This window comes from Pedococcus sp. P1_H8 (assembly GCF_056405175.1).
The window spans coordinates 202,093-223,122 of the sequence record NZ_JBFUCP010000003.1 but is presented as its reverse complement, the minus strand read 5'-3'; the positions used below and the strand labels follow the sequence as shown (position 1 = coordinate 223,122).

The following is a 21,030-nucleotide window of genomic DNA, read 5'->3' as shown; positions in this document are numbered from 1 at the left end:
GGTCGCCCCCACCCCGCAAAACGGCGGTTGCGGGACAACACGGGGGCTACAACTCCCGTTTCGCCGCGCAACGGCCGTTTTGCGGGGGAGAGCGGTGGCGGCCGGTCAGAGGTACTGGCCCGTGGGTCCGCTCTCACCTGTGTGCGGAGGTAGGCCGGGTGCACCGGGCATGCCTTCGGCGCCCGGTCCGCCCTCGGCCGCGTGTCCGGGCGGAAGGGCGCGCCGCATCTGCTGGAGCTGCTGCTGGGCTGCCATCTGCTGGGCGAACAAGGCCGTCTGGATGCCGTGGAACAGGCCTTCGAGCCACCCCACGAGCTGGGCCTGGGCGATGCGGAGCTCGGCGTCCGTGGGTGGTTCGTTCTCGTTGAAGGGCAAGGCGATCCGCTCGAGCTCGTCGATCAGCTCGGGGGCCAGGCCGTCCTCGAGCTCCTTGATCGACCGACGGTGGATCTCGGCCAGCCGGACCCGGCCGGCCTCGTCGAGCGGGGCGTTGCGGACCTCTTCGAGCAGCTGCTTGATCATCGAGCCGATCCGCATGACCTTGGCCGGCTGCTCCACGAGGTCGGCCGGGTTCGTGGGTCCGTCCTCACCGTCACGGTGCGGCGCGACGCCCATGCCGTCCTGGGTCACGACCACGACCCGCTGCTGGTCGCCGTTGCCGGTCGGGTCGGTCTCGTGCTGGTGTGGCGTCTGGCTCATGCCACCCATCCTGCCCCACTGACCTCATCGCCGGGGCTCGCCCGCCGAGAGCGGGGACGCGGTGCCTCAGAGCCGGGACTCGGCCGCTTCGGCCCCGCTGAGGCGTTGCGCCAGCCACACCGGCACGATCGAGAAGGCCACCAGGACCACCGCCACGACGTTGACGACCGGGGCCTGGTTGGGCCGGAACAGGTTGTTGAAGATCCAGATCGGCAGGGTCGGGGTACCGGGGCCGGAGGTGAAGGTCGTCACCACGATCTCGTCGAAGCTGAGGGCGAAGGCGAGGAGCGCCCCAGCGAGGACGGCGGAACGCAACAAGGGGAAGGTCACCAGGCGGAAGGTGGTCAGGGGCCTGGCGCCGAGGTCGGCCGACGCGGACTCGAGCGACCCGCCCAGCCTGCGGAGCCGGGCCGTCACGTTGTTGAACACCACGACGATGCAGAAGGTGGCGTGCCCGACGATGATCGTGAACAGTCCCGCGTTGATCCCGAAGACGGGGTCGAGGACGTTCTGGATGACCGACTGCAGGGCGACGCCGGTCACGATGCCGGGCAGCGCGATGGGCAGGACCACGAGCAATGAGATCGCGTTGCGCCCGAAGAACCGGTAGCGAGTCAGCGCCAGGGCGAGCAGGGTCCCGAGCACCAGGGCCAGCGCAGTCGCACCGAGTCCGGCCTCCACGGAGGTGCGCAACGCGTCGCGTGGCCCCTGTGCCTTCGCGGCGATCGACCACCACTTCGTGGTGAAGCCGGGCGGCGGCCATCCGAAGGTCCGGTCACTGTTGAACGAGTTGAGGGTGACCACGCCCAGTGGCACGTAGATGAAGGCGAGCACGAGGAGGGCGAAGGCCCAGAACCCCGCCCGCGCACCCGATCCCGCCCTCATCGCCGACTCACAGGTTGTCCAAGGCGCCGGTGCGCCGGATCGCCAGCAGGTAGATCACCATGATGACGACCGAGGCGGTGCCCAGGGCGGCGGCGAAGGGCAGGTCGAGGGTGATGTTCTGCAGGACCGCGGTGCCGAGCACCTGCAGCTTCCCGCCGACGATCTGCACGGCGATGTAGTCGCCGAGGCTGAGGCTGAACGTGAAGATCGTCCCCGCCGCGATGGACGGCAGCATCGCCGGCACGATCACCCTGCGGAAGGTCAGCCAGCTCCCGGCGCCCAGGTCCGCCGACGCCTCGAGGTGGGATTCGGGGAGCCGCTCGAACCCGGCATACACCGGCAGGATCATGTAGGGGAGCCAGAGGTAGGTGAGGGTGAGGACGACGGCGGCGAAACCGTAGCCGGGACTGGACCCGAAAGTGCTGTCGAGCACCCCGCCGGGCTGCACCATCGTCCGCCAGGCGTAGGCCTTCACGAGGTAGGAGGCCCACAGGGGGACCAGCACGGCGGCGACGAGGAGCCCGCGCACCCGGCGCGGTGCGATCCGTGCCATGAAGTAGGCGAACGGCACGGCGATCGCGATGCACAGCAGCGTCACCACCACCGCGATCAGCAGGGTCCGACCGATGATCCGCAGGTAGGTCGGGGTGAGGATGCCGCGGAGGTTCTCGAGGCTGAAGGTGCGAACGACCTGGTTCGTGAACGGGTCGGTGGTGAAGAAGGCGGTGGCGAAGATGGCTGCCAGGGCGCCGAGGTAGGCCACGACCAGCCACACCAACGGCGGCCCCAGCAGGCCGGCCAGCGCCTTCCTCGAACCCATCAGGAACCCATCAGCTGTTGCGGATCTCGGTCCAGGCCTTGGTCCACTCGGCGTAGTCCGTGCACTTCACGTCGGTGCGTCCGTCGAGGCAGGCGGAGATCGGCGTGTTCCAGTAGTGCACCTTGGAGAAGTAGGTCTCGTCCTCCGCGTGGAAGACGGTGCAGTGGTTCTTGTCCGCCGTCTCGGCGCAGGCCTTCTTGTTGGCCGGGGCCTCGCCGAAGTACTCGGCGATGGCGGCGTTGACCTTGGGCGAGACGATGTGGTCGATGAACTTGTAGGCGCACGTCTTGTGCTCGCTCTTCGCGCCCACCATCCACGTGTCGGACCAGCCGGTCGAGCCCTCCTTGGGCAGCACCACGTCGACCGGTGCCTTCTCACCCTGGGCGACGTTGGCGATCACCTGCCAGGTGGTCCCGACGGTCGACGACCCGCTCTTGAAGGCCTGGACCTCCTTGAGGTAGTCCGACCAGTACTCCCCGACGTCAGCCTTCTGCTTCTTGAGCAGGTCCACGGCGGCGGCGAGCTGCTTGGTGTCGAGGGCGTAGGGGTCCTTGATGCCGAGGTCCGGCTTCGACGACATGAGGTAGAGCGCCGCGTCGGCGATGTAGATCGGCGAGTCGTAGGCCGTGACCTTGCCCGCCTGGCTGCCCGCCTGGTCGAAGACGGCGGACCAGCTGTCGGGGGCGGGCTTCACGAGGTCGGTGCGGTACATGAGCAGGTTGGCGCCGCGGCCGTGAGGGATCCCGTAGGCCACGCCCTTGACCGAGTTCCACGGCTTCATCTTCAGGCTGTCGAAGATGTCGCCGTAGTTCGTGATCAGGCTGGTGTTCATGGGTTCGACGTCGCCGGCGGCGATGAGGCGCAGGGTCGCGTCGCCCGAGGCCGAGACCGTGTCGTACTGGCCGGTGCGCATCAGCTGCACCGCCTCGTCGGAGGTGCCGAACGTCTTGACGGTCACCTGGCAGCCGGACTCCTTCTCGAAGTCGCTCACCCAGTCGACCTTGGGGTCGTTGCTGCCGTCCTCGACGTAGCCCGGCCACGCCAGCACGCTCACCTTGCCCTCCGGCGTGCCGAGCTTCTCGAGTGCCTTGAGGTCGGGCACCTTGAACCCGCCCGCGCCGGTCGAGGTGGTCGTGCCGTCCGAGCCGCCGCAGGCTGCGAGGGCCAGGGCGGCCACCGCGGTCAGGACCGTGGTCCTGAGACTGGTCTTGGTGCTCATGCTGTGCTCCTCTTGTCGTGCGGGACAGGGCGGGATGAGGCTGGGTGGGGATCAGGCAGGTGTCTCGGGGACCGCCATGACGTTGGCCGGGTCCCAGGCGAGTTCGACCTGGGCCCCCCGAATCAGGTCCTCTGCGGCCCCAGATCCGTTCTGCTGCAACGCAATCATTCGAGGGCCCGCGTCGAGGTCGACGACGTAGCGGGTGACCGGCCCGGCATACACCACCTCGCTGAGCGAGCCGGCCGCCCGCTGGCTGCCAGGCGGGGCGCTGGCCCCCCGGGCGAGCACGGTGAGCTTCTCCGGGCGTATGCCGTGTGCTCCGTCCCTGCCGAGCACCGCCTTCGCGGCGGCACCGGTCAGCAGGTTGGACGTCCCGACGAAGCCGGCCACGAAGGCGCTCGCGGGCTGCTCGTAGATCTCGAGGGCGGTCCCGATCTGCTCGACCCGACCGGTGTTGAACACGGCGATGCGGTCGGACAGGGTCAGGGCCTCCTCCTGGTCGTGGGTGACGAAGAGGAACGTGATCCCGACATCGCGCTGGATGGCCTTGAGCTCGACCTGCATCTGCTCCCGCAGCTTGAGGTCGAGGGCGCCGAGGGGTTCGTCGAGCAGGAGGACCTTGGGCCGGTTGACCAGGGCGCGCGCGAGCGCGACCCGCTGTCGTTGTCCCCCCGAGAGCTGGGCGGGACGGCGTGCCCCGAAGTCGCCGAGGCGGACCTGTTCGAGGGACTCGAGGGCCCGCTGGCGGCGATCCTGCCGCCCGACCTTCTTGACCCGCAGGCCGTACTCGACGTTCTCGAGCACGCTCATGTGCGGGAACAGTGCGTAGTCCTGGAACACCGTGTTGACGTCGCGGTCGTAGGGCGGCCTGGCGGTGACGTCCTCGCCCGCCAGCTGAACCGTCCCGGACGTGGGGGACTCGAAGCCGGCGATCATGCGCAGCACCGTCGTCTTGCCCGATCCCGAGGGCCCGAGCATCGAGAAGAACTCACCGTCCATGACCGACAGGTCGATGTCGTCGACTGCGACGACCGGTGGCGTGCCGGAGAACTCCTTGCGGAGCCGTGACAGCACGACTGCTGGCTGCATGTCGGGAGTCTAGGGAGAGTAGGGCCCCCGCGTCCGCAAACCGCGGGTGCGCCCCCTCTGGTCGGGCGCGCAGACCTGCACCAAACCTGCTGAAACCATGCCTAGTCGGCCCGGCGCGTCATCGCGGGGGCTCGGCGGATCGCGACGGCGGAGAGCAGTCCCGCGAGCAGCGGCACCCCGAGCACCACGAGCAGCAGCGGTGTCCACGGGATCGACAGGAACGGTCCGGACCACTGCTCGGCACCCGTGGCCGGATCCGTGTTGTACTCCGTGGTGAGGGGGTACGTGATCGCGATGCCGGGGACCAGACCGACGGCGATGCCGAGGATTGCCCCGATGAAACCGACCACCATCGCCTGGGCCGCGGCGAAGGCGCGCCGGGTGCGGCGGGTCGCGCCGACTGCGGCGAGCGTCCCTGAGTCGCCCTGCTGCTCGGCCATCGACAACGCCGTGGAGATGAGCGTGACGATGAGGAGCAGCAGCGCGGCGATGCCCATCATGATCCGCATGACCTTCTCGTCGTAGCGCTGGAAACCGCGCTCGACGTAGACGCCGCCGCCATCGCCGATCAGCTCGTCCAGGGTCTTCTGGGTCTCGGAGCTGATCGCGCCCCCGGCATCGCGGAGCAGGATCGAGTCCTGCTGCATCGGCCAGCCCAGTCGCGTCGCCGTCTCGGTGGCGACCAGGGCTCCGGACTGGCCCGGCAACGAGCCGTCCGTGAGCCGGTCGGCGGGCACGCCCACGACCGGCACCGAGGTGGTCGTGCGCTCGGTGACCTGGGTCGCGGCATACGTCTGGTTGTCGAGGACGAAGGTGCCGGCGACGACGGTCAGGGCCGGCTCGGCCGCCAGGTCCTTGACGGCGACCACCATGGCGCCCCGCTGGACAGCTGCCCGCTGCGGCTCCGTGAGCCCGAACCGCCGCGCGATCTCGGCGGCGGGGAGGGCCCCGATCTGCCCGTGGTCGGAGTAGGCCTGGCTGCCGAGGCGGACGCAGCTCTGGTGCTCACCCGTGCTGCTCGGGAGGGTGAAGGTCGCCGTGCACCCCTGAGGGACCACGGACACGAACTCGACAGCCTTGGCGGGTGCCGAGGTGCCCGCATTCATCATCGGGTCCTCCGCCGGGCGCACCAGGAACAAGGGCGTCTGGACCAGGTCCGGCACCCTTGTGAGGGCCGAGGCGGCCGACAGGCGGGTTTCTGGATCACCGGTGTGGATGACGCCTTCGCCCTGCTGCGCCTGGGGCTGGTAGGTGTCCATCTGCTGCTTGGTGTCGCTGGCCAGCCCGATGCTGAAGGCGGTCAGCGCGACGACACCGGCAAGGATCGCCGCCACGGTCGGGGTGGACCGGCTGCGGTGCCGAGCGGCGTCGCGGATGGCGATCCGTGGCGCCACCGGGAGCCGCGCGGCGAGCCTGCCGAAGGCGACCAGGATCGCCGGCACGAGGAGCAGGGTGCCGAGCACCAGTCCGATGGCACCGACGGCCACCCGGAAGTCGCCGCCGGCCCGGACCTGGGCCACCGACAGGACGACCGACCCGCCGAGGACGGCGAGGACCAGGCCGACGACGGGGACGACCCTGTTGAGCCTGGGCGACACGGTCTGGCCGCGCATCACGCCGATGATGTCGAGGCGACCGAGGCGCATCGAAGGCAGCAGCGCTGCGACGACCGCGCTGAGCACGGCGCAGGGCACGAGGATCGAGAACGCCCCCCACGGGAGGTCGGTGCCGAGCGAGGCGAACGACGTCTCCGGGTGAGTTCGCACCCACCACCAGAGGCCGACCGTCACCGCGGCGACCCCCAGCCCCACGCCGCCGAGAGCCGAGATGACGCCGAGGACGAGGGCCTGGGCGAGCACCGTGCGGCGCAGCTGGCGCGTCTCGGCGCCGTTGGTCGCAGCCAGCGCCAGGGTGCGCCGCTGTCGCGAGGCGCTCACCGCGAACGCCGGGCCGACGAGCAGCGTGGTGAGGATGAAGAGCATGACCCCGCCGATCACCGCGATCATCCGGCTGGTGTCCTGGGTGAAGTCGTTCTGTGGGCGCAGCTCGGCGGGCAACGAGCTCTCGGGCGGCGGGTTCTCGAGGACCGCCCGGCTGTAGACGGTCAGGCCGTAGGTGTTGAGCCGCTGGATGTCCTCCCACGTCACCGGGCCCCCGCCGACCAGCACCCAGGACCCCGTCGCCCCGAGCCCGCTTGCGCCGGCGCCGGCTCCCTCCGGCACCGAGGAGACCACGAAGTCGGGCATGCCGCCCCACTCGAGCAACGCGGTGGCGGTGCCGACGACCCGCACCGAACGCTCCGTGCCGCCGGCCGACAGCGTCACCGAGCCGGAGCGCGGCAGCCCCTTGCGCTCGCCTGCCGGGGTGATGACGATCTCGTCCGGCCCGGCCCCCCACGAACCGGAGGCGAGCCGCGCCTTGTCGCCGAGGTCCGCCACGCGCGGGTCGGTGACCAGCCCGGAGATGCGTACCCGGCGGTCTCCGACCACGAGCCGCATCTCGGTCTCGCCCACGGCGACGGCGGTCCCCGCGACCAGCTGCCCGATGGCGGCAGCGTTGTCCGATGGGGAGCCGGTCGCCGCGAACCCGGGGATGCTGGTGGCCGGGTTGTCGTCGCTCCAGCCCGTGCCGCTTCGGTTGGGGTCGGGGCCTTGCTGGATCTTTCCGAGCTGGGGACCCTGGACGAGCGCCTGACCCGGGCCCATCCGGGCGTTGACGAGATCGGCTCCGTCGGCCTGCTCGGTGGCGCCCAGGGTCGCGGCACCGGCCAGCAGCCCGACAGGGATGGCGACCATGAGGAAGACCAGGATCGACCGACCCTTGTGGCGACGCAGGTCGCGCCTGGCCATCCGCAGGGCGACCCGCCACGAGGCGCGCCATCGGGAGAGCCGCGAGTCGGCACCGTCACCGCTGTCGGCACCACCCGGCATACCGGTTGGGGCCTCCTGCTCCACGAGTGTCGTCATGGCCGGCGTCAGGCGGTCGGCTCGAGGAGCGTCTCGGCCGTCTCGGGCGATCCGGTGCTGTCGACGACGACGCCGTCGCGCAGGAACACGACCCGGTCGGCCCAGGCCGCGTGCCTCGCCTCGTGGGTCACCAGCAGTCCGGCCGCTCCGGCGTCGCAGCGCTCGCGCAGGACGCGCAGCACTCCTTCGCCGGTGTGCGAGTCGAGGGCCCCGGTGGGTTCGTCCGCGAGCACGAGGCGGCGGTCGCCGACCAGCGCCCGGGCGATCGCCACGCGCTGCTGCTGGCCGCCGGACATCTTGTCGGGGTAGCGGTCCGCGAGCTCCTGGACGCCGACCATGGTCAGCGCGTCGACAGCCCTGCGACGCGCCTTGGCGACGCGCTGGCCGTCGAGCTCGAGGGGCAGTGCGACGTTCTCCACCGCGGTGAGGGAGGGGATCAGGTTGAAGTCCTGGAAGACGAACCCGACTCTCCGCCGCCGCAGCCGCGCGAGTGCGTCGGCCTTCAGGCTGCCGATGCTCTGGCCCTCGATGATCACCTGTCCGCTGGTGGCGGCATCGAGTCCCCCGGCGAGGTTGAGCAGGGTGGACTTGCCGGAGCCGCTCGGACCCATGACCGCGACAAGCTCTCCCGCGCGGACGTCGAGGCTGACGCCGGCGAGGGCGCGGACCGCGGTGCTGTCGGTGCCGTGGATCCGGGTGACGTTGTCCAGGCGCAGGATCACGTCGGTGGTCGGCGGTGTGCTCGGTGCGTTGCTCGGTGCTTTCCTCATCGTGGTTCCCCCCTGAGTGCGGCGCTGCTGGTGTGGGTGGCGCTGTCCTTGGTGTTGCCGTGGGTGGCGGTGGCTGCCGTGGTGTCGTTGCCGGTGAAGGGCTCGTCGTCCACTGCGTCAGGTATGCCGCGGGCGGACCTGCGCGGGCGGGTCGCCTCGCGCACCAGCCGGGCTTCGACGTGGTCGAGCCAGCGGACCTCGGCCTCGCCGGCGTAGAGGAGGCTCTCGAGGACGAGTAGCCAGGCGAGGTCCACCTGACCGTCGCCGTCGGCCGCCGACTCGTGGTGGGTCGTGGCCCGCTGCTTGAGTCGGGTGAGGTCCTGGAGGTGGCGCAGGGTGGCCGTTCGCTGGGTCTGGACCACCCGGTTGACGTCGACGCCGTCGACCGTGACGGCCAGGGCGAGCTTGATGACCAGCTCGTCGCGAGGGGTGGTCTCCCGGCTGACGGGGGACGCCCACCACGTCGCGACCTCGGCGCGACCCGAGCGGGTGAGGCGGTAGGAGATCCGCCCCTCCGCGTCCTCCCCGATCGCCTCGACGAGTCCGTCGCGCTCCAGCCTGGCCAGGGTCGTGTAGACCTGCCCGACGTTGAGCGGCCAGGTCCCCCCGGTCCTGGCCTCGAACTCGGCACGCAGCTGCGCGCCATACATCGGCTCGGTCGCCAGCAGGGCCAAGAGCCCTTGTCTGACCGACATCCACCCCACCGTCCCCGTTGCTGGTGTCGCCTACATACCCAGTATCAGCACTGGTGTGGAGATGTATACCGAGTATGTAGCGGTCTCGTCAAGGGTTTCGCCCACGGCGGCGCGCGGGCGGCTGGGTCAGTGGGCCAGCAGGACGGCGGCCAGGGCGAGGGCGCCGGGGACCGCCTGGGCGACCAGGATCCTGCGACTGGCCGTGGCGGCACCGTAGAGGCCGGCGACGATCACACACAGCAGGAAGAACACCTGGAAGGCGAAGCGCAGGTCGTCGGGTCCGACGATCCCCCAGACCAGCCCGGCGGCCAGGAAGCCGTTGTAGAGCCCCTGGTTTCCGGCGAGCACCTTGGTCTGCTCGGCGAACTCCGGCGTGAGACCGAAGGCGGCCCGACCTCGAGGGGTGGTCCACAGGGCCATTTCGAGCACGACGATGTAGACGTGGATCAGGGCGACGACGGCGACGAGCACCGTGGCGACTGCGTTCATGGCCTCAGGGTGGCAGACCCAGCCAGCCGTGGGGTCCGACTCGCTCGGGCCGGGTGGTGAGGAGGGCTCAGGTGGTCAGCAGGATCTTGCCGATGTGCCCGCTGGCCTCGAGCTCGCGGTGTGCCTCGGCCGCCTCCGCCAGCGGGTGGCGGCTGTGGATGACCGGCTTGATCCGGCCAGCCGCGACGAGCGGCCAGACGTGTTCGCGCACGGCTGCGACGATGGCCGCCTTCTCGTCGGCGGGGCGGGCCCGCAACGAGGTGGCGATGACGGCGGCCCGCTTGCGCAGCAGCTGCCCGAGGTCGAGCTCCGCCTTGGCGCCGCCCTGCAGCCCGATCACGACGAGGCGTCCGTTGGGCGCGAGGGCGTCGACGTTGCGGGCGAGGTACTTCGCGCCCATGTTGTCGAGGATGACGTCGGCCCCGGCCCCGGCGGTTGCGGCGCGCAGCTCCTCGACGAAGTCCTGCTCGCGGTAGTTGACGAGGATCTCGGCGCCCAGCTCGCGACAGACCTCGAGCTTGTCCGCCGAACCGGCCGTGACGGCGACCCGCGCCCCCACCTCGCGGGCCAGCTGGATCGCCATCGTCCCGATGCCGGACGACCCACCGTGCACCAGAAAGGTCTGTCCCGGAAGGAGGTTCGCCGTCATGAACACGTTGGACCACACCGTGCTCACGACCTCCGGCAGGGCTGCCGCGTCCGCGAGCGAGACCCCGGTCGGCACGGGCAGGAGCTGTTCGGCGGGCACGCACACGAGCTCGGCATAGCCACCTCCCGAGAGCAGCGCACACACCTCGTCGCCGACACCCCAGCCGTCCACCCCGTCGCCGACCTCGTCCACCGTGCCGCTGACCTCCAGCCCGGGGTAGTCCGGGGTTCCCGGAGGTGGCGGGTAGAAGCCCATCCGCTGCATGACGTCGGCCCGGTTGACACCCGCCGCCACCACGCGGACACGGACCTCGCCGGGGGCAGGGTGCGGGTCGGGGACGTCGGTCGCCACGAGCGCCGAGGCGTCCCCCGGCTGCGGGATGGTGATCGCCTTCACGGGTCGAGCCTATGGCGCGCCGATTCGAGGTCCTCGGTGGTGTCGACGTCCAGGGCCGCGCCCTCGGGAAGGGTCACGACGAGGGTTTCCAGCGCATCGAGCAGCCGCATCAGCGGCGTGCCCGCTGGAGAGTCCGGCAGCGCGCCGCGCAGCGCAGCCGTTCGATATGCCGCGAGCAGCGGCTGCAGGCGGCCGTCGCCGTCCCGGCCGAGCACCGCTCCGAGGTCCGGGGCCTGCGCGAGGCGGGAGACGAGGCTGGGAGCCGGGCCCGCGGCATACGGCATGTCGCCGCCGAGGATGACGACGACGGGACCGTCGACGTGAGGGAGGGCGGCAGCGATGGCGGCGACCGGGCCGCCCCCCGGAGGGGACTCGCGGCACCAGGCCGCCGGCCGTCGGGTCGGCCGCGGGTCGCCCACGCAGACCACTGCCCAGTCCGACGGCAGGCCGTCGAGGACGTGGTCGAGCACCGGGCTCCCGGCCAGGTCGGCGCGAGTCTTGTCGCCCCCGAAGCGCCGTCCGGCACCGCCACAGAGCACCACGGCGGTCACGAGTGCTTCGACCGATGCGGGTGGGACGAAGGCCGAGGTCACGAGCCCATTGTGGGTGATCCGGGAGGGTGCTGTGGGGGTTCCGGTGCGCGCGGGTCGGGTCTAGGTTGGCGAGATTCGACGATCTCGAAGGGAAAAGATCATGACGCTCGAAAGACGCACATTTCTGAAGGGGAGCGCTGCGGTCGCGGGAGGGGCGGCGCTGGCCGGCCCGTTCGCCGGACTGGTCGCGGGGCCCGCATCGGCCATCGGGGCAGCGCCGTTCCGCGGGTTGCGGCCGACGCCCGACCTGCGTGACGACAAGGTGCGGCTGCACCTGCCCGAGGGGTTCAGCTATCGCTCGTTCCACGACACGCAGGCGGTGCCGCCGCCCCTCGTCGACGGCAAGACCATGCCCGGACGCCACGACGGCATGGGCGCCTTCGAGGGCCCGGACGGTGCCGTGACCCTCATCCGCAACCACGAGGTGAGCGGGACCGGGACTCCCTTCGGCGCCGTGGGGGCGTGGACCTACGACACGGGCGCCCGAGGGGGATGCATCCACATCGACGTCACCGGCGAGGGTGAGGTCCTGGCAACCCACACCGCCATCAACGGCACCGCGAACAACTGCTCCGGCGGCCAGATGCCCTGGGGCGCTTGGGTGACCTGCGAGGAGACGGTGAACGGCCCCGATGTCGGACCGGACTTCACCGGTGCGTCCAACGTGGCCTTCACCAAGAAGCACGGCTACGTCTTCGAGGTCCCCGTCACGGGCCACTCAGCGGCGATGCCCATCACCAACGCCGGTCGCTTCTCCCACGAGGCGGTGTCCTTCGATCCGCTGGAGGGACGGCTCTACCTCACCGAGGACAACTTCGCCTTCCCGTCGGGCTTCTACCGCTACACCCCGGTCACCAACCCGATGGAGAGCGGACACCTCGACAACGACGGCCACCTGCAGATGCTCGCCGTCAAGGGTCAGCCGAACGCCCACCTCGAAGGACACCAGGACAAGGGAGCCGTCTACGACGTCGAGTGGGTGGACATCGCCGACCCCGACCCGACGTTCCCCTACACGCCCGGCCAGCCGGCGCCGACGAAGAACGACGACGCACTGGTCCATGTCGGCAACCAGGGTCGCGCCCTGGGGGCGGCGGGCTTCTCCCGACTCGAGGGCCAGATCTACGACAACGGCGTCGTGTACTTCACCTCGACGCAGGGTGGTGGTGACGCCGAGACCGGGCCCGAGCTGATCGCCGGGTACGGCAACGGCTTCGGCCAGGTGTGGGCCTACGACACCCGGTCCGAGAAGCTGCGTCTGGTCTACCAGTCGCCCGGCAAGGAGACGTTCGACTTCCCCGACAACATCACGGTCAGCAACCGCGGCACCCTCGTCGTGTGTGAGGACAGCAACCAGGACAACTACATCCGGGGCCTCAACAAGGGCGGCCAGCTCTGGGACATCGCGCTCAACCGTGCGGCCAACGCCAACGGCACGCCGCGGTTCGACGACGAGTTCGCGGGGTCGACGTTCAGCCCGGACAAGTCGACGTTGTTCGTCAACATCCAGGCCAGCGCCGGTTTGACCTTCGCGATCTGGGGGCCCTGGCACACGATCGGCGTCTGACCCGCGCCGCCCCCCGCCCCCAAGTCACCTTTATCGGGTTTAGGGACAAGGTTGCGCTTCACCCGAGAACGGTTGTCGGGTGAAGCGCAACCTTCCTAGTAGACCCGATAAAGGGGTGGCGCTGCTGCGGCGTTGACGGCTCTGGCAGGCCGGGGGTGGATGTCAGCGGACCCCGCCGATCCGGGCGGACAGCGTGGCGGCGGCGCGCGACACGGCAGCGACGAGTCGACTGCGCTCTGCGTCGTCGACGCCGTCGTGGGGAAACGTCAGGGCCACGCCGGCCACGGGGTGCCCGGTGTGGTCGAGGACAGCCTGCGCCACCGACGACAGTCCCACGCTGACCGAGTCGTCCTCCAGGGCGTAGCCGCGGGTGCGGACCTCGGTCAGCTCGCGCCGCAGCTCACTGACCGTGGTGGGTCCGTGCCCATCGCGCTGCACCAGGGTGTCGCGGTGCGGGAACAGGGCGCGCACCTGGGCCGCCGGCAGCTGGGCGAGCATCGCCAGGCCGCTGGCGGTGAGGGTCGCGGGCAGTCGCACGCCGACATCGGTCACGAGCAGCGGTCGGCCGGGGGCGCGTTCCTCGATGACGTAGAGGACGTCGCGGCCGTGCAGGACGGCGAGGTGGGCGTTGTGCGTCGTCGTGTCGACCAGGCGACCGAGCAGCGGCCGGGCGATCCGCTGCAGCGGGGCCTGGCGCTGGTACGCCGAACCCAGCTCGAACGCCGCGACGCCCAGGCCATAGCGCCGCTCCTCCTCGAGGTGGGTCACGAAACCGTGGTCGCGCAGCACCGCGAGCAGGTGGTAGGTCGTCGAGCGCGGCAGGCCGAGCTCGCGCGCGATCGACCCCGCCGGGAGCGGTTCGGTGTGCCGGGCGAGGAGGGTCAGCAGCTGGAGGGTGTGCCCGGCTGCGGGTGCGTTGGCCACGTCGCCAGTGTCTCAGGTGTGAGACGCCTTCGGACAGGACCAGGGGCACGAACGAGCAGGTATGCCGCGAGCGCACGGTGCGCCCGCGGCATACCTGCTGCGGTGGTCGGGAGACAAGCGGTGCGGTCAGGCGCGGGTGACGAGGACCCCGTCCTCGTCGGCGAAGAGCCGTTGACCGGGGGGGAAGTCGACGCCGCCGAAACTGACGACCACGTCGCGCTCACCGACCCCGTCCTTGGCGCTCTTGCGCGGGTTCGAGCCGAGCGCGAGGACGCCGAGAGGGAGCTCGCGCAGGGCCGCAACGTCGCGGACCGCGCCGTGGATGACCACGCCCTCCCAGTGACCCGAGACCGCGCTCGCCGCGATGAGGTCACCCATCAGCGCCGACTCCAGCGACCCGCCCCCGTCGACCACGAGGACCCGGCCGGAGCCGTCCTCGGTGAGCGTCGACTTCACGATCGCGTTGTCGCGGTGGCAACGGATCGTCGTGATGACGCCCTCGAACGACAGGTGCGCGCCGAACTGACGGAACTGCACCGAGCAGGACTGCAGGTCGTCGCCGTGCTCGTCGTAGAGGTCGGCCGTCGACACCGGGGCCATCAGTCCCTGGCCGCCTTGACCGCGAGCACCGGAGCGTCGGCCTCGAGCAGCACGGTCTGGGCGGCGCTGCCCATGATGAGCTTGCCGACCGGGGTGCGACGGCGCAGCCCGATCACGATGAGCTCGGCGTTCGTCTCCTCGGCGACGCGTAGCAGCTGGTCGGCCGGGTCCCGGGCCTCGACGGCCTGGGCGACCTCGTGCTCGACACCCGACTCCTCGAGCTGGGCCTTGACCGCGTCCCAGTCCGACGACGACGCAAATCGCGAGTCGACCAGCGCGTCTCCCCGGCTCACGTTGAGCACGACCAGCCGGGTACCGCGCAGCTTGGCTTCCTCGATCGCTCGGTCGAGGGCGGCGTGACCCTCCGGACGGGGGACGAACCCCACGACGATGGCCATGACTACTGCCCTTCCTGGTTGGCGTGCTGGGTGCCGAACGGGGAGACGTCCTGGATGTCGTCGTCGCCGCGGTCGTCGCCGCCGCGCCGCGACCGCACGCGGTCGATGACCACGGGGACCACGAGCAGGAGGACGACGATGGCGTAGACGACCTTGGAGAACGGCGTGTTGATCAGGCCGGACAGCTCGCCGTCGCTGATCTGCAGCGCCCGCCGCAGCTGCTCCTCGGCCACCGGGCCGAGGATGATCGCGATGATGGCCGGGACGACCGGCAGGCCGAAGCGGCGCATGAAGAACCCGAGACCGCCGATGATGAGCAGCAGCCACAGGTCGAAGGTCGAGGTGTTGGCTGCATACGCCCCGATGCTGGCGAAGAAGAGGATGCCGGCGTAGAGGTAGGGCCGCGGGATGTTGAGCAGCCGCGCCCAGATGGTCGCGAGGGGCAGGTTCAGGGCAAGCAGGATCACGTTGCCGATGAACAGCGAGGCGATCAGCCCCCACACCAGCTCCGACTGGTCGTCGAGCAGGCGCGGTCCGGGCTGGATGCCATAGGACTGGAACGCACCGAGCATCACCGCCGCGGTCGCGGTGGTGGGGATGCCGAGGGTCAGTAGTGGCACGAGGCCACCGGCGGCCGAGGCGTTGTTGGTGGCCTCGGGCCCAGCCACCCCCTCGATGGCTCCGTGACCGAACTCCTCGGGGTGCTTGGTGAGCTTCTTCTCCATCGCGTACGACAGGAACGTGGGGATCTCCGCTCCACCTGCAGGGATGGCACCGAAGGGAAAGCCGATCAGGGTGCCGCGCAGCCAGGGCTTCCAGGAGCGCCGCCAGTCCTCGCGGTTCATCCGGGCGCCGTCGACATGGATGATCTCGGCGGGATTGCGGCGCAGGTGAGCAGCGATCCACAGCGCCTCGCCGACGGCGAACAGGCCGACCGCGACCACGACGACGTCGATTCCGTCGGCGAGCTGGGGGATGCCGAGGGTCAGTCGCTGCTGGCCGGAGGTCGGGTCGATGCCGACAGTGCCGATGAGCAGTCCGATGCCGAGCGAGGCGAGGCCACGGATCTTCGACGACCCCAGCACCGTGGTCACCGCGATGAAGGCCAACATCATGATGGCGAAGTAGTCGGGTGAACCGAGCTGGATCGCGAGCTTGACGATCTGGGGGGCGACGAGGGCGAGCGCCAGCGTGCCGATGGTGCCCGCGATGAAGGACCCGATCGCCGCAGTGGCCAGGGCGGCAGCACCCCTGCCTTTCTTGGCCATCAGGTTGCCCTCGATCGCTGTGATGACCGACGCGCTCTCGCCTGGCGTGTTGAGCAGGATCGAGGTCGTCGAACCGCCGTACATGCCGCCGTAGTAGATCCCCGCGAACATGATGAACGCCTGGGTGGGCTCGAGCGTGAACGTCAGCGGCAGCAGCAGGGCGATGGTCATCGCCGGGCCGATGCCGGGAAGCACGCCGATGGCGGTGCCGAGCACCACGCCGATGACGGCGTAGAGGAGGTTCGTCGGCGTCAGCGCGGTGCCGAAGCCGTCGATGAGAGCGTTGATTCCGTCCATCAGAGGATTCCCTTGAGCAGCCCGACCGGGAGCTTGATGCCCAGGCCGAGGAAGAAGAGGTACCAGGACCCCACCGAGAGCACGATCGAGATCACCGCCATGCGGAGGTAGTGGCGCGCACCGAGGGCGTAGGTGGTCCCGAAGAACAGGATCGCCCCCGAGATCGGCCAGCCGAGCGGGTCGATGAGCAGGGCGTTGGCGGCGAACGAGCCCACGAGCAGGCCGATCGTGCGCCAGTCGCTGCCGTGGCTGAGGTCGACGTCCTCGCCACCCTCGGCCTCTCCCCGCCCACCACGGATCAGGTCAACGGTGAGCAGGACTGCCATGAGGATGAGCAGCAGCCCGACCACGATCGGAACGGTGCGGGCATTGACGGGACCACGGGACGCGGTGTCGGTCACCCCGAGCGCGTCGACGATCGCCCAGGCGCCTAGGCCCAGCAGGAGGAGGGCCACCCCGTACTCGGAGCGGCCCCCCTTCTCTGCCGCAGTCGGGCTGCTGGACATCAGGCCAGTCCCAGTTCCTTGAGAACGCCGGCGACGCTGTCGTTCTGCGCGGTCAGGAAGGTCTTGAACTCGTCGCCGGTCTGGAAGGAGTCCGTCCAACCCTGGTCGGCCAAGGTCTTCTTCCACTGGTCGGTGCCGTGCATCTTGGTCAGCAGGTCCACGTACTCCTTGGCCTTGGCGTCACTGAGCCCGGGAGGCCCCACGATGCCGCGCCAGTTGGTGAACTCCATGTCGACGCCCAGGCTCTTGAGGGTGGGAGCATCCACGCCCTCCACCGGCTTGGCACTGGTGACCGCCAGGATCTTCACGTCGCCGGACTTCGCCTGCTCGGCGACCTCGCCGATGCCGGTCGCCGCGAAGGCGACCTTCTTGCCGAGGACTCCGGTGAGCAGCTCGCCACCACCGTCGTACGCGACGTAGTTGACGTCCTTCGGGGTGATGCCCACGGCCTTGGCGAGCAGCATCGGGGTCAGGTGGTCGGGGCCACCGGCGTTCGAAGCGCCACCCACGGGAACCTTGCCCGGGTTGGCCTTCCACGCCGCGACGAGCTTGTCGAGGGTGTCGTAGGGGGAGCCCTTCGGCACGACGATCGCCTCGGACTCCTCGATCAGCTTGGCGATCGGGACGGTGTCGTTCAGCGTGGCCTTCGACTTGTTGGTGTAGACGGCGCCCACGACCCCGAGCCCCATCTGCATGAGGATGTCGTCGTGGCCCTTCTCGTTGACGAGGCGCTGCAGGCCGACGGTGCCGCCAGCGCCTGCCGAGTTGAAGACCTCGATGGTCTCGCTGAGCTTGGCGTCCTGCATGGCCTTGGCCGCGAGACGAGCGGTGGTGTCGTAGCCGCTGCCGGGTGAGTTGGGCACCAGGATCCGCAGACCCTTGACGGGGCCGGAGGAGCTGCTCGTCTCCGTTGACGAGTCGTCGCCGCTCACGCCACAGGCGCTGAGGGCGAGGCCGGCGACCGTGGCGGCTGCCACGACCTTGAGGGGGGTCCGTACATGCACGGGAGACTCCTTTGTCTGAGGGGGTTCGAAGCACACCGTGCCGGGCCGCGGCCGCGGTGTCACGGTTAGGTGCGCAAACTCTGTTTTGTCCTTTGTGCTCACGCGGCGCTGGTCGGACGGGGGCACCCCAGACACAATCAACCCGTGGACGTTCGATGGCGCGCGTGGGTGGCACGTCGGCGGTGGCCCTGGCGGCGGCGCTGGACGCTCGCCAGCCGGATGCTGGCGATGCAGCTCGCGATCGTGTGCGTCGTCCTCGTCGGGGTGGCGGCGGTCTCCCTCGCCCAGTCCGACGCCCGCGCCCGCGAGACCGAGGGAAGCCGGGCCCTTGCCGTCGCGGAACGTCTGGCGGTCACCGCTGGTGTGCGGGAGGCTGCGGCATCGGGCGGCGAGGACTTCCTGGGACAGGCCCAGTCGGTGGTGGAGTCGGGGCGCACCTTCTCGAGCTCGACCACCGTGCTGCTCGCCCTGAGCGACCGCCGGGTCATCGCCTCGAGCGACGCCCTGCCGCGAAAAGCCTTGTACCTGCAGCAGACCGACGCCTTCGGGGGGCGATCGTGGGTCGGGGCGCAGGAGGGCACGGGAGCGGCGCTCGCGATGGCCCCGATCATCAACGTCGACACCCGTGAGACCGACGGTGTGGTGGCGGTCGTTCGCGCCTACCCCTCGATCCTCGACAACTTCGAGACCGCCCTGCCCAACCTGCTCACCTACCTGGGCATCGCAAGTCTTCTCGGGGTGGTGGGCTCGCTGCTCCTCGCCGGCCGCGTCAAGCGACAGACGTTGGGGCTCGAACCACGGGAGATCGCCGGACTGGTGGAGCAGCGCGAAGCCCTCCTGCACGGCATCAAGGAAGGCGTGCTCGCGGTCGACCTCGACCACCGCATCACCATGGTCAACGACGAAGCGGCGCACCTGCTCGGCATACCTCTCACGTCTGGTGGTCGGACGCTGTCGGAGGTGGACGACACGGGACGTGCGGTCCTGATCTTCGACGCGGGGACGGAGCTGACCGACCACGTCATGCCGGTCCGCGGTCGGGTGCTGACGGTCAACCGGATGCCGGTCACCAGCCGGGGCAGGCACATCGGCTGGGTGGCCACGATGCGCGACCGCACCGAGATGCTCGAGCTCCAGCGCGAGCTCGACCTGACCAAGAGCACCACCGACACGCTGCGGGCCCAGGCCCACGAGTTCAGCAACCGGATGCACGTCGTCAGCGGCCTGATCGCGTTGGAGGAGTTCGAGGGGGTGCGCAGCTACATCCGGCAGATCACCGACGACTCCAGCACGCTGACGACCAATGTCGCCGCCCACGTGCAGGATCCAGCCGTTGCTGCCCTGCTCATCGCCAAGGCCAGCCAGGCCGCCGAGCGCGGTGTGGAGCTGGTGGTCGACCCCAGCAGCAGCGTGCCCCCGCTCGACGACGCGCTCGCAGCGGACGTCAACACCGTGATGGGCAACCTCATCGACAACGCGTTCGATGCAGCCGCCGGTGGCGCCGATCCCGTGGTGCGGGTTGCGCTTTCGCACACCGGCGAGGCGATGACGGTTACCGTGCGCGACAGTGGCCCGGGGGTCGACTCCACGATCGGCGAGATGGTCTTCACCCGGGGCTTCAGCACCAAGTCCACGACGACGGCACAGGAGCGCGGCATCGGGCTCGCGATCGTCCGGGTGATCTGCCGCAACAGGGGCGGGGACATCGTGGTGGGCAACGACGAGGGCGCGGTCTTCGTGGCCACCCTGCCCGTCCTGGTCCACGAGGAGGCGTCGTGATCAGGGTGCTGGTCGTCGATGACGACTTCATGGTGGCGCGACTGCACTCCAGCGTGGTGGCACGGCACCCGGGTTTCGAGGTAGCGGGCATAGCCAGCACGGGCACCGACGCCCTCCGGGCGGTCGAGGTGACCCAGCCCGACCTGGTCCTGCTCGACATCTACCTCCCGGACATGACCGGGCTGGAGGTGCTTGCCCGCCTGCGCGAGGGAAGCGGCGAGGACGTCGACGTCATCGTGATCAGCGCCGCCCGCGACCTCGACACGTTGCGAACCGCCTTGCGGGGCGGGGTCTTCCAGTACCTCGTCAAACCGTTCGAGATCGAGTCCCTCCAACAAAGACTCGGTGAGTATGCCGTGCACCGGGCCGAGCTCGCGGAGCTCACCGAGGCGGGTCAGGACGACGTCGACCGGGTGTTCCGCGCGAGCGGGGCGCGCGTGGCGGGAATGTCACCCAAGGGCATCAGCCCGGAGACGACGGACCTGGTGCTGCAGGCCCTCGAGGCGGCCGACGAGGACGGGTTGTCGGCGATGGAGTGTGCGGAGTCGACCGGCCTGTCCCGCAGCAGCACCCGGCGCTACCTCGAGCACCTCGTGTCGGTCGGCACCGCGGAGATGCGACCGAGGTACGGCGCGGCCGGGCGGCCGGAGCGTCGCTACCGGATTCGCTGACCGGCAGCTCAGCCGGACTGGGCGAGGCGGTCGGAGATCGCGCTGAGCGCGGTGTCACGTGCCGCCAGCACATGGGCTTCCGCGACGGCGTGCGCGCGGGCCGGGTCGCGGGCTACCAGGGCCTCGAGGATGTCCTGGTGCTCGCGCAGGGCTGCGGTCCGACGTTCCTGGGACTGGTTGGTGAAAGCGCGGTAGCGCGCCATCTGCCCGTCGACCTGGGCGTGCAACCGGGAGGCCCACTCGTGCCCGGCGATCTCGGCGATGGCCAGGTGGAAGTCGTGTCCTGCGTTCATGGCGTCGGTCGGCAGGTCGACGAGCTTCTCGTTGCGGTCCACCAGCCGCCGCAACGTGGCTGCGCCCTCGTTGTCGAGCCGGGTCGCGGCCTCGGCGGCCATCAGGCCCTCCAGGGCGCCGCGCACCGAGTAGAGCTCCTCGATCTCGCGCGCGCTCAGCTGTCGCACGACCATCCCACCGGTCGGCAGCTGGTCGAGCAGGTCCTCGGCGAGCAGCAGCCGCAGCGCCTCACGCAGGGGCGTCCGGCTCACCTGCATCCGGGTGGCCAGATCGGGTTCGTAGAGCCGCTGCCCGGGCTTGAGCTCGAGGTCGAGGATCTGGCGGCGCAGCTCGGTGTAGACGAGCTGTCCGCCAGACGCCCGGCGTGGACGATCCACCATCTGGTCTCCCATCTTGCATACTTGTATACAAGTATGCTTTCCTTCACTCAGTCTTGCACAGTCTGACCAAGG

21 protein-coding genes are annotated in these 21,030 nt (G+C 70.1%); 3 read left to right on the top strand and 18 right to left on the bottom strand.

The genetic code is table 11. From position 1 onward, the window contains the following. Nucleotides 1-105: 105 nt before the first annotated feature. From AC1DYG_RS04570 to mobA, 11 genes are all read right to left on the bottom strand, one after another. Nucleotides 106-699, bottom strand: coding sequence for a bacterial proteasome activator family protein (locus AC1DYG_RS04570; RefSeq protein ID WP_477638706.1), 594 nt, complete (start codon nucleotides 697-699; stop codon nucleotides 106-108). Nucleotides 700-765: 66 nt separating this feature from the next. Beyond that, complete coding sequence (locus AC1DYG_RS04565; protein ID WP_477638705.1) at nucleotides 766-1,584, bottom strand: ABC transporter permease; 819 nt, start codon at nucleotides 1,582-1,584, stop codon at nucleotides 766-768. 7 nt (nucleotides 1,585-1,591) lie between these two features. Next, on the bottom strand, nucleotides 1,592-2,404 hold the full coding sequence (locus tag AC1DYG_RS04560) for an ABC transporter permease (RefSeq protein ID WP_477638704.1): 813 nt from the start codon (nucleotides 2,402-2,404) through the stop codon (nucleotides 1,592-1,594). A 10-nt stretch (nucleotides 2,405-2,414) separates the two neighbouring features. Next, the gene (locus AC1DYG_RS04555) at nucleotides 2,415-3,623 is read right to left on the bottom strand and encodes an ABC transporter substrate-binding protein (RefSeq protein ID WP_477638703.1); all 1,209 of its coding nucleotides are present in this window, start codon (nucleotides 3,621-3,623) and stop codon (nucleotides 2,415-2,417) included. 51 nt (nucleotides 3,624-3,674) lie between these two features. Continuing rightward, entirely contained in the window at nucleotides 3,675-4,712 is a 1,038-nt protein-coding gene (locus AC1DYG_RS04550; protein ID WP_477638702.1) for an ABC transporter ATP-binding protein, read from the bottom strand. Nucleotides 4,713-4,813: 101 nt separating this feature from the next. After that, nucleotides 4,814-7,678: an ABC transporter permease gene (locus AC1DYG_RS04545; protein WP_477638701.1), complete on the bottom strand. Its 2,865-nt coding sequence runs from the start codon at nucleotides 7,676-7,678 to the stop codon at nucleotides 4,814-4,816. A gap of 8 nt (nucleotides 7,679-7,686) precedes the next feature. Next, nucleotides 7,687-8,448, bottom strand: a complete 762-nt coding sequence (locus AC1DYG_RS04540) for an ABC transporter ATP-binding protein (protein WP_477638700.1) — start codon at nucleotides 8,446-8,448, stop codon at nucleotides 7,687-7,689. Further along, complete coding sequence (locus AC1DYG_RS04535) at nucleotides 8,445-9,143, bottom strand: PadR family transcriptional regulator (RefSeq protein ID WP_477638699.1); 699 nt, start codon at nucleotides 9,141-9,143, stop codon at nucleotides 8,445-8,447. The genes AC1DYG_RS04540 and AC1DYG_RS04535 overlap by 4 nt, the downstream gene beginning before the upstream one ends. Nucleotides 9,144-9,269: 126 nt before the next feature. After that, a complete protein-coding gene (locus tag AC1DYG_RS04530; protein ID WP_477638698.1) occupies nucleotides 9,270-9,632 on the bottom strand; it encodes a DUF1304 domain-containing protein in 363 nt (120 codons plus the stop codon). Nucleotides 9,633-9,699: 67 nt separating this feature from the next. Continuing rightward, nucleotides 9,700-10,677 (bottom strand): NAD(P)H-quinone oxidoreductase, encoded by a 978-nt coding sequence (locus AC1DYG_RS04525; protein WP_477638697.1) that lies wholly within the window; start codon nucleotides 10,675-10,677, stop codon nucleotides 9,700-9,702. Next, nucleotides 10,674-11,270: a molybdenum cofactor guanylyltransferase gene (gene mobA / locus AC1DYG_RS04520; protein ID WP_477638696.1), complete on the bottom strand. Its 597-nt coding sequence runs from the start codon at nucleotides 11,268-11,270 to the stop codon at nucleotides 10,674-10,676. The genes AC1DYG_RS04525 and mobA overlap by 4 nt, the downstream gene beginning before the upstream one ends. Nucleotides 11,271-11,370: 100 nt before the next feature. On the opposite strand from mobA, the gene AC1DYG_RS04515 reads away from it, so the two are divergent. Then, on the top strand, nucleotides 11,371-12,837 hold the full coding sequence (locus AC1DYG_RS04515; protein WP_477638695.1) for a PhoX family protein: 1,467 nt from the start codon (nucleotides 11,371-11,373) through the stop codon (nucleotides 12,835-12,837). A gap of 162 nt (nucleotides 12,838-12,999) precedes the next feature. Here AC1DYG_RS04515 and AC1DYG_RS04510 read toward each other — a convergent pair whose 3' ends face one another. The 6 genes from AC1DYG_RS04510 to AC1DYG_RS04485 form a co-directional block, all read right to left on the bottom strand. After that, nucleotides 13,000-13,761: an IclR family transcriptional regulator gene (locus AC1DYG_RS04510; protein WP_477638694.1), complete on the bottom strand. Its 762-nt coding sequence runs from the start codon at nucleotides 13,759-13,761 to the stop codon at nucleotides 13,000-13,002. A gap of 126 nt (nucleotides 13,762-13,887) precedes the next feature. Beyond that, the gene (gene rraA / locus AC1DYG_RS04505; RefSeq protein ID WP_477638693.1) at nucleotides 13,888-14,361 is read right to left on the bottom strand and encodes a ribonuclease E activity regulator RraA; all 474 of its coding nucleotides are present in this window, start codon (nucleotides 14,359-14,361) and stop codon (nucleotides 13,888-13,890) included. Beyond that, nucleotides 14,361-14,759, bottom strand: a complete 399-nt coding sequence (locus AC1DYG_RS04500; protein ID WP_477638692.1) for a universal stress protein — start codon at nucleotides 14,757-14,759, stop codon at nucleotides 14,361-14,363. Before AC1DYG_RS04500 ends, rraA begins: the two co-directional genes overlap by 1 nt. 2 nt (nucleotides 14,760-14,761) lie before the next feature. Beyond that, nucleotides 14,762-16,324, bottom strand: a complete 1,563-nt coding sequence (locus AC1DYG_RS04495) for a tripartite tricarboxylate transporter permease (RefSeq protein WP_477638691.1) — start codon at nucleotides 16,322-16,324, stop codon at nucleotides 14,762-14,764. Next, nucleotides 16,324-16,830, bottom strand: a complete 507-nt coding sequence (locus AC1DYG_RS04490; protein ID WP_477638690.1) for a tripartite tricarboxylate transporter TctB family protein — start codon at nucleotides 16,828-16,830, stop codon at nucleotides 16,324-16,326. Before AC1DYG_RS04490 ends, AC1DYG_RS04495 begins: the two co-directional genes overlap by 1 nt. Continuing rightward, a complete protein-coding gene (locus AC1DYG_RS04485) occupies nucleotides 16,830-17,834 on the bottom strand; it encodes a Bug family tripartite tricarboxylate transporter substrate binding protein (RefSeq protein WP_477638689.1) in 1,005 nt (334 codons plus the stop codon). Before AC1DYG_RS04485 ends, AC1DYG_RS04490 begins: the two co-directional genes overlap by 1 nt. Nucleotides 17,835-17,978: 144 nt before the next feature. On the opposite strand from AC1DYG_RS04485, the gene AC1DYG_RS04480 reads away from it, so the two are divergent. Beyond that, nucleotides 17,979-19,613: a sensor histidine kinase gene (locus tag AC1DYG_RS04480; protein WP_477638688.1), complete on the top strand. Its 1,635-nt coding sequence runs from the start codon at nucleotides 17,979-17,981 to the stop codon at nucleotides 19,611-19,613. Further along, nucleotides 19,610-20,284 carry a response regulator transcription factor gene (locus AC1DYG_RS04475; protein WP_477638687.1) on the top strand — a complete coding sequence of 225 codons (675 nt, stop codon included), beginning with the start codon at nucleotides 19,610-19,612 and terminating at the stop codon, nucleotides 20,282-20,284. The genes AC1DYG_RS04480 and AC1DYG_RS04475 overlap by 4 nt, the downstream gene beginning before the upstream one ends. Nucleotides 20,285-20,292: 8 nt before the next feature. Here the strand turns inward: AC1DYG_RS04475 and AC1DYG_RS04470 are convergent, their stop codons facing one another. Then, entirely contained in the window at nucleotides 20,293-20,970 is a 678-nt protein-coding gene (locus AC1DYG_RS04470) for a GntR family transcriptional regulator (protein ID WP_477638686.1), read from the bottom strand. Between the last annotated feature and the right edge of the window lie 60 nt (nucleotides 20,971-21,030).